This is a genomic window from Prochlorococcus marinus (assembly GCF_001180245.1).
Classification (GTDB): Bacteria; Cyanobacteriota; Cyanobacteriia; order PCC-6307; family Cyanobiaceae; genus Prochlorococcus_A; species Prochlorococcus_A marinus_F.
The window spans coordinates 445,680-456,576 of sequence record NZ_CVSV01000131.1 but is presented as its reverse complement, the minus strand read 5'-3'; the positions used below and the strand labels follow the sequence as shown (position 1 = coordinate 456,576).

The 10,897-nt window shown below is 31.5% G+C and carries 15 protein-coding genes and 1 tRNA gene; 4 read left to right on the top strand and 12 right to left on the bottom strand.

Annotated elements, in window-relative coordinates:
- Positions 1–16: 16 nt before the first annotated feature.
- The 8 genes from gatA to AMO19_RS07770 all read right to left on the bottom strand — a co-directional run bounded on the left by gatA (position 17) and on the right by AMO19_RS07770 (position 6,206).
- Positions 17–1,465 carry an Asp-tRNA(Asn)/Glu-tRNA(Gln) amidotransferase subunit GatA gene (gene gatA, locus AMO19_RS07805; RefSeq protein ID WP_075507991.1) on the bottom strand — a complete coding sequence of 483 codons (1,449 nt, stop codon included), beginning with the start codon at positions 1,463–1,465 and terminating at the stop codon, positions 17–19.
- A 28-nt stretch (positions 1,466–1,493) separates the two neighbouring features.
- Entirely contained in the window at positions 1,494–1,709 is a 216-nt protein-coding gene (locus tag AMO19_RS07800; RefSeq protein ID WP_075507990.1) for a DUF1816 domain-containing protein, read from the bottom strand.
- Positions 1,710–1,856: 147 nt separating this feature from the next.
- Entirely contained in the window at positions 1,857–2,861 is a 1,005-nt protein-coding gene (rlmB, locus tag AMO19_RS07795) for a 23S rRNA (guanosine(2251)-2'-O)-methyltransferase RlmB (RefSeq protein ID WP_075507989.1), read from the bottom strand.
- Positions 2,862–2,865: 4 nt separating this feature from the next.
- Positions 2,866–3,264: a Mini-ribonuclease 3 gene (locus AMO19_RS07790; RefSeq protein ID WP_075507988.1), complete on the bottom strand. Its 399-nt coding sequence runs from the start codon at positions 3,262–3,264 to the stop codon at positions 2,866–2,868.
- Positions 3,261–3,623, bottom strand: a complete 363-nt coding sequence (locus AMO19_RS07785) for an STAS domain-containing protein (protein WP_306452422.1) — start codon at positions 3,621–3,623, stop codon at positions 3,261–3,263. Before AMO19_RS07785 ends, AMO19_RS07790 begins: the two co-directional genes overlap by 4 nt.
- Before the next feature lie 64 nt (positions 3,624–3,687).
- Positions 3,688–4,827 (bottom strand): glutamine-hydrolyzing carbamoyl-phosphate synthase small subunit, encoded by a 1,140-nt coding sequence (gene carA / locus AMO19_RS07780; protein ID WP_075508060.1) that lies wholly within the window; start codon positions 4,825–4,827, stop codon positions 3,688–3,690.
- Positions 4,828–4,841: 14 nt separating this feature from the next.
- Complete coding sequence (trpD, locus tag AMO19_RS07775) at positions 4,842–5,876, bottom strand: anthranilate phosphoribosyltransferase (RefSeq protein ID WP_075507986.1); 1,035 nt, start codon at positions 5,874–5,876, stop codon at positions 4,842–4,844.
- 33 nt (positions 5,877–5,909) lie between these two features.
- A complete protein-coding gene (locus AMO19_RS07770) occupies positions 5,910–6,206 on the bottom strand; it encodes a DUF3288 family protein (protein WP_075508059.1) in 297 nt (98 codons plus the stop codon).
- Between the two features lie 80 nt (positions 6,207–6,286).
- Here AMO19_RS07770 and AMO19_RS07765 point away from each other — a divergent pair, with 80 nt between their 5' ends.
- From AMO19_RS07765 to AMO19_RS07755, 3 genes are all read left to right on the top strand, one after another.
- Positions 6,287–8,038 (top strand): ABC transporter ATP-binding protein, encoded by a 1,752-nt coding sequence (locus tag AMO19_RS07765; RefSeq protein ID WP_075507985.1) that lies wholly within the window; start codon positions 6,287–6,289, stop codon positions 8,036–8,038.
- Between the two features lie 30 nt (positions 8,039–8,068).
- A complete protein-coding gene (gene msrA / locus AMO19_RS07760) occupies positions 8,069–8,797 on the top strand; it encodes a peptide-methionine (S)-S-oxide reductase MsrA (RefSeq protein ID WP_075507984.1) in 729 nt (242 codons plus the stop codon).
- A gap of 27 nt (positions 8,798–8,824) precedes the next feature.
- A tRNA-Pro gene (locus tag AMO19_RS07755) sits at positions 8,825–8,898 on the top strand.
- Between the two features lie 209 nt (positions 8,899–9,107).
- On the opposite strand, the gene AMO19_RS07750 is transcribed toward AMO19_RS07755, so the two are convergent.
- On the bottom strand, positions 9,108–9,908 hold the full coding sequence (locus AMO19_RS07750; RefSeq protein ID WP_075507983.1) for an undecaprenyl-diphosphate phosphatase: 801 nt from the start codon (positions 9,906–9,908) through the stop codon (positions 9,108–9,110).
- A gap of 67 nt (positions 9,909–9,975) precedes the next feature.
- Between AMO19_RS07750 and AMO19_RS07745 the strand changes: the two genes are divergently transcribed.
- Positions 9,976–10,248, top strand: a complete 273-nt coding sequence (locus AMO19_RS07745) for a hypothetical protein (RefSeq protein WP_075507982.1) — start codon at positions 9,976–9,978, stop codon at positions 10,246–10,248.
- A gap of 8 nt (positions 10,249–10,256) precedes the next feature.
- On the opposite strand, the gene AMO19_RS08810 is transcribed toward AMO19_RS07745, so the two are convergent.
- The 3 genes from AMO19_RS08810 to AMO19_RS07740 form a co-directional block, all read right to left on the bottom strand.
- Positions 10,257–10,391, bottom strand: a complete 135-nt coding sequence (locus AMO19_RS08810) for a hypothetical protein (protein ID WP_011818343.1) — start codon at positions 10,389–10,391, stop codon at positions 10,257–10,259.
- A gap of 57 nt (positions 10,392–10,448) precedes the next feature.
- Positions 10,449–10,574, bottom strand: coding sequence for a hypothetical protein (locus AMO19_RS08805; protein ID WP_257008987.1), 126 nt, complete (start codon positions 10,572–10,574; stop codon positions 10,449–10,451).
- A gap of 89 nt (positions 10,575–10,663) precedes the next feature.
- Positions 10,664–10,891, bottom strand: coding sequence for a DUF1830 domain-containing protein (locus AMO19_RS07740; RefSeq protein ID WP_011862870.1), 228 nt, complete (start codon positions 10,889–10,891; stop codon positions 10,664–10,666).
- Between the last annotated feature and the right edge of the window lie 6 nt (positions 10,892–10,897).

The following is a 10,897-nucleotide window of genomic DNA, read 5'->3' as shown; positions in this document are numbered from 1 at the left end:
AATTATTAATACAAATTTAAAATAAAGGTCTGTTCTTAATTACCTGAGCATCAATTTCAAAGATATTTGCGGCATTTAATATTCTATCTTCTTCTAATACATTGCCTATTAATTGCATTCCTATAGGTAATCCTTTTTTATCAAAGCCACAAGGGATACTGATTGCTGGTAGACCTGCTAAATTAGCAGGAACAGTTAATAGATCAGACAAATACATCGAGAGTGGATCATTGACAAAATCTCCCTTTAAAAAAGCTGTAGTTGGGCAAGTTGGAGTTAATAAAACATTTACTTTCTTAAAAGCGTAATCAAAATCATTTCTTATAAGTGTCCTAACTTTTTGTGCCTTCTTGTAGTAAGCATCACTGTATCCAGCTGACAAGGCATAAGTACCTATCAAAATTCTTCTTTTTACCTCATCTCCAAAACCTTCAGCTCTACTTTTTGAAGTCATGTCTATAAGATTTGAACCTTCATTCGATCTGTAGCCATATTTAACTCCATCATATCTAGCTAAATTTGCTGAGGCTTCAGATGGAGCAATGACATAATATGTCGCAATTCCATCATTAAATCTTGGACATTCAACTTCTATAATTTCAGCGCCTAAAGCTTGAAATCTATCAACTCCAGAAAGAACAGATTCTTTAACTTCTGGATTAAGCCCTGGGTGTTCAAAACATTCTTTAATGATTCCAATTTTTAAACCCTTTATAGATTTATTTAGATCAGTCAAATAATTTGGTACTGGCTTGTCAAGACATGTTGAGTCAAAGGGGTCTTTACCAGATATTGAATAAAGAATTTCGGCCGCATCTGAAACGGTATTAGTAATTGGGCCAATTTGATCAAGAGAGCTAGCAAATGCGACAAGTCCCCATCTGCTAACTCTGCCATAAGTAGGTTTAAGACCTACGACCCCACAAAAAGAAGCTGGTTGCCTTATTGATCCTCCTGTATCAGAACCTATAGCTGCTGCACAAAATCCAGCGGCAACTGAAGCAGCACTTCCACCTGAACTACCTCCTGGGACTCTATTAATATCCCAAGGATTTGAAGTGACTCCAAATACTGAAGTTTCCGTTGAACTACCCATTGCAAATTCGTCTAAATTTGTTTTTCCTAAACAAATTCCCCCTGAAGACCATAATTTACTCGAAGCTGTGGATTCATAAGGCGCAACAAAGCTTTTGAGCATTTTACTTGCACAAGTTGTTGCAACTCCTTTGGTACAAATATTATCCTTTACTGCTATTGGGATCCCCGCGAGAGGAGGCAGTTTTTCTTTATTTTTAATTAATTTATCAATGTTCTCTGCTTGCTCAATAGCATTGTCTTTTGTAATACAAATATATGAATTAATTTCAGGATCTTTTTGATCGATTTTTGCAAAGATATCATTAACTAATTCCTTAACAGAAATATTATTACTGGTAATTTCTTTTCTTAAAGAATTAAAATTCATATCTTATTTATTTCTAAACTCAAAGTTATCAAACAGTTAATGGTTCTTCTTTTTTGCAACGCACTAAACTGTGTTTAATATTTTTAGACCCTTCATCAGAGAGTTCTTTAATAAAAGAAGACATATTTTCTTTTAAACTACGTTTAGTAATAAATGGTCCGAACCAGTAGGTAATACTAGGTTGGTCTGTCTCAATTTTAGCCCACCAAGCTAAACCGAGTTTGTTTCCAAAGTTTCTAATCAATTTTATTGGCCTGTAAGGCCATCAATTCTTGTTAAATTCTATACAATTTTGTAGTGAAAATTCAATAAATTTTTATTAATCATATAAATGTATTGAAACAACAACATTTAAATGGTCTTTAAAAAATGTGATTAGAAACAATAAAAATTATTTACTTGTCAAGTGAAATAGGGATATGGCAGCCGCCACAGAGGCATTTAAACTTGAAGTCTTACCTTTAAGAGAAATACTTAATATAAAATCGCATTTTTTTTGAGTAAGCAAAGAAATACCTTTATCTTCAGAGCCTACTACAACTACCAAAGGTGCTTTTTCTTGAAAACTTGAGATAGATATTTGACCATTTCCAGATAAGCCAACTATAAGAAAACCATTTTTCTTAAGTTCCTCAAGTGCTCTATTTAGATTAACAACTCTACTTACATGAAGATGTTCTAAAGCTCCTGCAGCTACTTTGGCGACTGTTCCAGTCAATCCTGCGGACCTTCTCTGCGGAATAATTACACCTTTGCAATCAAATGCTTCCGCTGACCTCATAATCGCACCAACATTATGAGGATCAGTTATACCATCTAATGCGACAATTATAGGATTTGGACAATTGTGTTTAGAAAAATTAATTAATTGTTCTAGCGATATTGTTTTAGAGCATGCCAACTGCAATGCAACGCCTTGATGCGAAGCACCATATGTCAATTGCGAAAGCCTTTTCCAAGTAACTTCTTCAATAAGAACTCCTTTTGATTTAAGATTCTTAAGCAAAATATAGAATTTATCTGAAGAAAAAATTTCCGAAGTGCACCAAATCCTATTAATTGCTCTATCGCTAATAAGAGCCTCATAAACCGAATGTTTACCCCATATCCAATCATCAAAATGTCTCTTATTAATAAACTCTTGATGCATATCAGAATTTTTATTAGGAAACTCTGTTTGTGATTTAAAACTTGGATTTCTTCTTTTTAAAGAAGAAAAAGTATTATTTTCATCATTTTTTTTTAAATTTTCAACTTTCTTATTTTTAACGGAATTGTTCAAAAATCTATCATTTTTTTCTGAACGATTTGAATTTTTTGAGTAATAACCAAAATCTGAATTTTTTTTGTATTCTTTATTATTTTTTCCGCGAAATTTATTTGAGGAGTTTTTCATAGATTCAATTCATTTTTAATTCTAAATATTCAAAAAGTTTTGATAATCTTTGAGGATCTTTTAAAAATAGCCAGCCAATAAGAGTTTCAAAACCAGTTGCTCTAGAATATATGGTGGGGTCTGATGATTTTGGATATCTCTTTGTTTTATTTCTAGCACGCCTAATTAAATCCATTTCATTTGAATTTAACAAATGTTCAATTTGACTTAAAGATTTTGACTGAGATTTTGCTTTTACTTCGTTTACTACAGATAAGTGGAGATCTTTAGATTTTAGAGGAAAATGAACATGCCTTAGTCTTTGGTGGAGCTCCCATACCGAATCTCCAAGCCAAGCAAGTTGAATAACACCTATATCCTCGGGAGATCCATATGGAACCAAGTTTTGAATCCAATAATTCAATTCTTTAAAAAATTTAATGCATCTTCAAGGCTTGACTTCAAGTTAAGAAAATCCCCTAAACGAACAAGTTTGATTGTTTGGGCCACTCTCGAATTGCCAACGACAGAAAAACCAAGTTTTGACTTTTTGCATTCTTTTGAAGTTTGAACAAGTGCTCCAAGACCCGATGAATCTAAAAAATCTATTTTTGTAAGATCAATAACGAATGGAAGGTCATTTTTTAAATTATTAGTGACAAAAGTCTTAAATTGTTTTTCTGAGAAAGCATCTAGTTGGCCTTTAAAACTAAAAACCAATATGTTTGTTTTAACCTCAAGGTTTCCTCTTAAAGAAACGGTTAACTTCTGGAATTCTTCTATGATTTAATACCTCCAAAAAATTTATATATCAAATGTAATTATCAAATCAAATGAAAACAATATGTCAACATCTTTCTAACATTAGAGAAACAAATTTTTTAAATAAATAATCTGAATCATGTGGGCCAGGTCCTGCTTCTGGATGATATTGCACACTAAATATAGGCTTATTATAAACCTCTAGGCCAGCCACAGTATTATCGTTGAGGTTATAGTGGGTAATTCTAACTCTGTCCTTTGAGAGAGAATTGGGATCAATAGCAAAGCCATGATTCTGACTAGTTATCTCAATTTTATTATTTTCTCCACAAGGATGATTTAAACCACGATGTCCAAAAGGTAATTTATAAGTTGAACCTCCTAATGCTAATCCAAATATTTGGTGGCCTAGGCAAATACCAAACATAGGTATTTCTCCATATTCAATAAGTGATCTTGCTAAGTCTATACCTTCAGTAACAGAAGAAGGATCGCCTGGACCATTTGAGAAAAATATACCATCCGGCTTGTTAGACAGAACATCATTCAGAGAAGATCGTGAAGGTAAAACCAAAACTTCACAACCATGGGATACAAGTCTATTAAGAATTGAATTTTTAATTCCAAAATCAATTGCTACTATTTTTAACTTTTTAGAAGATTCATAATATCTTTTTCTTAAATCAAAACTTGTTTGCGTATGGCTTTTCCATAAATATTGTTGCTTTGTTGAAACAACTTTTGATAAATTTAGTCCCTCCATCTTCGGAGTGTCACAAATTATCTTTAAACTACTTTCATCAGTTCTATCTAGAGAGGTAATAACTCCATTCATCGCGCCACTAGATCTTAAAATTTTAACAAGAGCCCTTGTATCAATTCCATATAGACCTACGATGTTTTTCTCAACTAACCATTGATTAAAATTCTTTTTAGATCTCCAATTGCTGCTACTAGATGAAAAATTTCTAACAATTATACCTTTAACATTAATATCGGATTCTGAATCTTCAAAATTAATACCAGTATTTCCAATCTCTGGATAAGTAAATGTTAATAACTGTCCATAATAACTTGGATCAGTAATAACTTCCTGATATCCGGTCATTCCAGTATTAAAAACTATTTCACCAATGGCTGTACCAGAAGCACCAAAAAAGAATCCTGGGAATACAATTCCATTACTTAAAACCAATTTCGCGTTTTTCTTATATGGATTAATCATCAATTTGAAATTAATTAATTTGCATGTAAATAATTTTTTAAAAGTAAAAACTTTTTCCAAGGATCTCCTTGATTTATCGAAAATAAAGCTTTATTAAATCCTTCTTTTAAATCATCCTCAATTCCTGCTGCCCAAAGCACTAAAGCAGAGTTCAAGGCAACTACATCAATATGAGATTTTTTTCCAGAACCATTTAAAACTGACTTTAATATTTCCTCGTTAGAATCAATATCAGAAACCACAAGCTTTTCGTTAGATATATTCTCATGGCTAAAGTCTGAAATATTTACTTCTGAAAACCGCAATTCACCATTTTCAACAAAAACTAATTTATTTACTCCTTGAAGCGAAGCTTCATCAAGGCCGCCAGATCCATGAACGACTATTGCTCTATTCATACCCATTTTTAAAAGAGCACTTCCCATAGGTTTTAAAAGATCCTCAGAAGCAACACCCAAAACCTGTGCATTGGGTCTTAAAGGATTTACCAATGGTCCAAGTTGATTAAATACTGTCCTTATTCCAAGGGTTTTTCTTAATGGAGCAAGTTTTATTAAAGATTTATGCCAAACAGGTGCGAACAAAAAAGTTATTCCTATTTCACTTACGGCTTTAATTACTTTTTCTAATGGACAATTCAAATTTAAACCAAGATTCAACAAGACATCCGCAGAACCTACTTTTCCGCTAGCACTTTTGTTTCCGTGTTTTGCAACTTTTACTCCACAAGATGCAGCTACAAATGCAACTGCAGTTGAAATATTGAATGTATTAGCTCCATCACCCCCTGTTCCACAAGTATCTACCAAATACAAATTTGGTCTTGCTACTGGCAATTCGCAAACATTTAAGAGTTCCTCAGCCATAGAACTTAGTTCGACACCTGTAGAACTCTTGGCTCTCAAAGCACTTAAAAAAGCTCCTGTTTCAACATCTGAAATTTCATCATTAAGCCATCTTTGCATTAAGGTTCTAGAAGTTAATTCATCAAGGTCCCTTCCCTCCAACAAATTATTTAGGATTTCAGAGTTTGATAGATTAGAAAACATTTATTTATGGAAGAAAAATTATGCAGATAAAATTTAATTTGAGGTATCAAAACCTGAACCAACTAAATCTTTATTTGTATTGGAAGGCCTGAAGCTTTTTGACCAAATAATTTTTGTTTTTGAAAAAAGTTCATTTTTAGTGATCTTCCAAAAATTTAAAATTTTTTCAATATCGTTTTTAATTTCAATTTCTCCTGGGAAATTGGCATAACGATTTATTAATCTAGCTAAATTTATATAGTCAAGATTTTCAGGTGTTTTTTTAGTAATAAGGGAATCTATAATGTTTTTGTCTGTTTCATGTAATGGATGAGTTTGCTCGTTACCCATAAATAAATACTGAATCATTTATAAAATTAGCTCACATATTTAAAAATGAAACATTATCTTAATCATATCGGCAAAATTAAATGAAAAATTTAAAGATAAAAGTTATATCTAAATACTTAAGACCCTACAAAAAAGAATTCTTATATGGAGCTTTAGCTCTCTTAATAGTAAATATACTAAGTGTTGTTATACCCTTAGAAGTAAAAAATATAATTGACCAATTACAAAATGGGTTCTCTTCGGATTTTGTTATTTCTAAATCTTTATGGTTAATATTTTTAGCAACTTGTATGGGTTTAATAAGATTATTTTCAAGGCAGATTGTCTTCGGAATAGGTAGAAAAGTAGAGGTAAATCTTCGTCAAAAACTGTTTGACCATTTACTTATTCAAGATCCAGAATGGATTCAAAAAAAAGGAAGTGGAGACATTATTAGTAGAGCTACAAGCGATGTTGAAAACATAAGAAGACTTTTAGGTTTTACAGTTTTAAGCTTGTGCAACATTGTCTTGGCATATTCATTCACAATTCCTTCAATGTTTTCGATTAATAAACCATTAACAATATCAGCTTTAATGATTTTTCCATTAATCCTTGGAATTGTAAGTCTATTTGGAGGCAGAATGGTTAATCAAAGGAAAGCTCAACAAGAATCATTATCAAAACTTAGTGATCTAATACAAGAAGATCTATCTGGTATAAGCGCCATTAAAATTTATGCTCAAGAGAATGCTGAGAAAAATGAATTTAACAGATATAATAAGGCCTATCGAAATTCAGCGATAAAGCTTGCAAGAACAGCGAGTACCCTATTCCCTTTGTTACAAGGGATTTCCTCAATTTCATTATTGATTTTATTATCATTAGGAACTTTTCAATTAGAGAGTGGATTTATTTCTATAGGTGGTTTAGTAGCTTTAATTCTTTACGTAGAAAGACTTGTCTTTCCAACAGCTCTATTAGGTTTTACCTTAAATACTTTTCAACTTGGTCAAGTAAGTTTAGATCGCGTTGAAGAAATCTTTCAGAACAACCCAAATATTGTAGATAGAGAAGAAACTAAATTTTTAAAAAGAAAGATTAAAGGATTCTTAGAAGCAAAAAATTTAACGATAAAGTATCCAGGATCAAAATTTAATGCATTAAATAATCTCAATTTTAAAATTTATCCTGGAGAACTTATTGCAATAGTTGGCCCAGTAGGTTGTGGAAAGACAACACTAGCTAAGTCTCTAGGACGGACTATTGAAATACCAGACAATCAATTGTTTTTAGATGAAATTGATGTAAAAACTTTAAAATTAAGTGATCTTAGAAAAAATATTTCAATCGTTCCTCAAGAAGCATTCTTATTTACTTCTACAATCTCAGAAAACCTAAGTTTTGGAGAACCCAAAGCTTCTAAATATTTAGTTAAAGAAAGCGCAACAAAAGCTGGATTAATTGATGATATCAATAGTTTTCCACAAAGGTTTAAAACTATTGTTGGTGAAAGAGGTATTACATTAAGTGGTGGACAAAGGCAAAGAACGGCACTAGGAAGAGCACTTCTTGTTGATTCTCCTATTGTTGTTCTTGATGATGCTTTAGCAAGCGTAGATAATAAAACAGCAGCAAGAATAATAGATGAAATGAGTGATAGAAGTAATAAAACAATCATAATGATTAGTCACCAACTTTCTGTTGCAGCTACCTGTGACAGGGTATTAGTAATGGATAAAGGAGAAATAGTACAAGAAGGGACTCATAAAGTTTTAGTAGAAGTGAATGGTTTATATAAACAACTTTGGGATAGAGAACTTGCTACCAGAATTGTTAAGAGCCAAAAGTAATTTTTTTTCTTATACTAAAAGATTTAAATTATGTTTAAATTCCTGAAAAACATTATGAATAATGAGGAGGCAAATTTAACTAATGATGCTTATGCATTACATAGAATATTAAAAACAGATATCAAAAAAGATCCCAATGTAGAAGAAGATGAAATAATTTTTGGATGTGGTTGTTTCTGGGGTGCTGAAAAATGTTTTTGGAAACTACCTGGAGTTATCACAACATCTGTAGGTTATGCTGGAGGGCGGAAAAACAATCCAACTTATTATGAAGTGTGTTCCGGCTTAACTGGTCATTCAGAAGTTGTAAGAGTTATATGGGATAAAAGGGAAATTGATGTAAGTGATTTATTAAAAATGTTTTGGGAATGTCATGACCCTACTCAAAAGAATAGACAGGGTAATGATATGGGAACACAATATAGATCAGCAATATATTACAAAAATGAAAATAATATTAAAACCATATTAGCCAGTAAGGAACAATATCAAACGGAACTAAGCAAAAAAAATCTTGGTTTAATTGAAACAGAAATAAAAATGATTGATTCATATTTTTATGCGGAACAATACCATCAACAATATCTTGCATCAGCTGGAAGCAGGCAGTACTGTTCCGCTTCACCTACAAAAGTTAAGTTAGGAGTTTTTACTGGAAGCAACTATAAATTAGATGACCATATATGGGAAAACTTTAATTGGGAAGTTGACAAGTGTGTATTGAGATCTGATAACAATCCTATCAAGAATAACATTTAAATCAATCTAAACTTTATAGTAATGACACGGGGCGTAGCGCAGTTTGGTAGCGCACCACTTTGGGGTAGTGGGGGTCGTGGGTTCAAATCCCGCCGTTCCGATTATTTATCTTCTTCATTTATAAGCGATTTGTACAGTTTATATGAACTTATGCCTACAGCTATGAACGTAAAAGAAGAAAAAAAAGCTAAAACCAATATAGTTAGATTAGAAACTTCTACTTCACCTAATTGGAAAGATATAAAAATGTTCATTAGAAAGAATTTTTTAAAACCTTAACATAATTGCAAAAATTTTTTTTCAAAGTAAATTACAAATTCAAAAGAATTACAACACCAAAAATTACTCGATAGATAATAAATATTTTCAATCCATTTGAAGAAAAAAACTTTAATAAAAAATCTATTGCTAATAAGGAGGATAAAAATGTCGTAATAAGACCAACGAAAAGAGGTAAAAAACCTAGTGAAAAAAAATCATTAAAAGAAGAAATAAACTCAACAATCGCAGCAAGAGAAATAGCTGGCATCCCTAAAAGAAAAGAAAATTTCGCAGCATCGCCTCTTTCCCATCCTGATATTAAAGCACTAGAAATAGTGACCCCTGATCTTGAAACACCAGGAAAAATTGCAAATGCTTGAAAGAAACCTATTAATAAACTATTTGAATAATTATGGTTTTTAATATTAATAGAACCTCTTTTTGAACTATCTGCCAAGTACATAAAAATAGCCATTAGAAATGAAACCAATGCTATTGATAAATTTGAACGAAGAACGTTTTCAAAAAAAGAAGGGATGAATATCTTTATCATCCCACCAAGCAAAACGATCGGTAAAGTACCAAGCAAAATAGACCTTAACAATCTTTCATGTAAGAGATATTCAAGAAAGTTTTTGGAAGATTGACTTCTGAAATTAAAAATATCATTCCTAAAATACCAAGCTATGGCTAGAACACTGCCAAGTTGAATAGTAGCGGACAAAGAAGCTCCAGGATCATCAATACCTAAAAAAAGGGATATGATTTTTAGATGAGCTGTACTACTTACAGGGATAAATTCCGTCAACCCTTGTATTAATCCGTATAAAACAAATTTTAAATATTCCAAAAATTATAAAATTACCTAATTAATTAATAGCAATTTACATTTAAAAAATAAAAGCTAGTATTGAAAAATGAAAAAAAAATCTATTTTAATATTATTATTTCTTTTTTCCTTAATCTTTTCTGATTCTGCGAAAGCTAACTATTGGTTAATAATTGGAACTTATAGACAAGGACCTGGAGGAAGGCCAGAGGTTAGCGGAATAACAAGTCCTTCTTTACATTCTATTCCAATGAAAGATTTAGATATTTGTAATAAGGCAGGAGAAAAAATTACTAATGAAATATACAAACCTGTTTGGCAATTTGATAGTAGATGGACCTGCGTGTTTACAGGTAATTAGAATAAAAGTTACCTTTTAACATCGTGAGCACAACCATCTCCTTTATAGTTTTCACTCTCGTAAAAATCATTTTTTGTCCCAAAATAAACTGTTAATAAAACGAAAGGTAAGCTTAATATAAATAAAATAGTTGTTAAATCCATAGTGATAACTTGTTTAAGAAGGTTATGAAAAATTAATATTTGTTCATTAACTCATTTTTAATAATCTGTGGGTCCTTTAATACCAAGATAAAAGAAGGCTCCTAATCCAACTAAAAGTAAAACTCCAGCTATGGCTGCAGAAGGAACGAAACCACCTATTGCAAAGGAAGAAAAATAATACATCTATAAAACTAAAACTAGTTTGATAATATCAATAAAAAATAGGTATTTGTAAAAAATTTTGACTCGAAGACAATTAGATAATATCTGTTCTATGCCACTAACGTTGAATCTTCGTTATCAGCAGAAATTCTTATTCTCTCTTCCAACTTTGGACCATATAATTCATTTCCCCAGATTTCAACTCTTGAATCATTTGGGGCCATAAAAGTAAGAATGTCAGTTGGGAATAAAACTCTTTCTAAGAAAAAATTTGATGGACCAATACATCTCAAGACAACCATCCTACATCCTTCATTTTTGTAAGAAAACTCAACCATCCCTAA

Bases quoted from the DNA above. Each gene is read 5' to 3' on its own strand.
- carA (WP_075508060.1), bottom strand. From the start codon at position 4,827: ATGATTAATCCATATAAGAAAAACGCGAAATTGGTTTTAAGTAATGGA.
- AMO19_RS07740 (WP_011862870.1), bottom strand. From the start codon at position 10,891: ATGGTTGAGTTTTCTTACAAAAATGAAGGATGTAGGATGGTTGTCTTG.
- AMO19_RS07765 (WP_075507985.1), top strand. From the start codon at position 6,287: ATGAAAAATTTAAAGATAAAAGTTATATCTAAATACTTAAGACCCTAC.
- AMO19_RS07745 (WP_075507982.1), top strand. From the start codon at position 9,976: ATGAAAAAAAAATCTATTTTAATATTATTATTTCTTTTTTCCTTAATC.
- AMO19_RS08810 (WP_011818343.1), bottom strand. From the start codon at position 10,391: ATGGATTTAACAACTATTTTATTTATATTAAGCTTACCTTTCGTTTTA.
- gatA (WP_075507991.1), bottom strand. From the start codon at position 1,465: ATGAATTTTAATTCTTTAAGAAAAGAAATTACCAGTAATAATATTTCT.
- AMO19_RS08805 (WP_257008987.1), bottom strand. From the start codon at position 10,574: ATGTATTATTTTTCTTCCTTTGCAATAGGTGGTTTCGTTCCTTCTGCA.
- trpD (WP_075507986.1), bottom strand. From the start codon at position 5,876: ATGTTTTCTAATCTATCAAACTCTGAAATCCTAAATAATTTGTTGGAG.
- AMO19_RS07770 (WP_075508059.1), bottom strand. From the start codon at position 6,206: ATGGGTAACGAGCAAACTCATCCATTACATGAAACAGACAAAAACATT.
- msrA (WP_075507984.1), top strand. From the start codon at position 8,069: ATGTTTAAATTCCTGAAAAACATTATGAATAATGAGGAGGCAAATTTA.
- rlmB (WP_075507989.1), bottom strand. From the start codon at position 2,861: ATGAAAAACTCCTCAAATAAATTTCGCGGAAAAAATAATAAAGAATAC.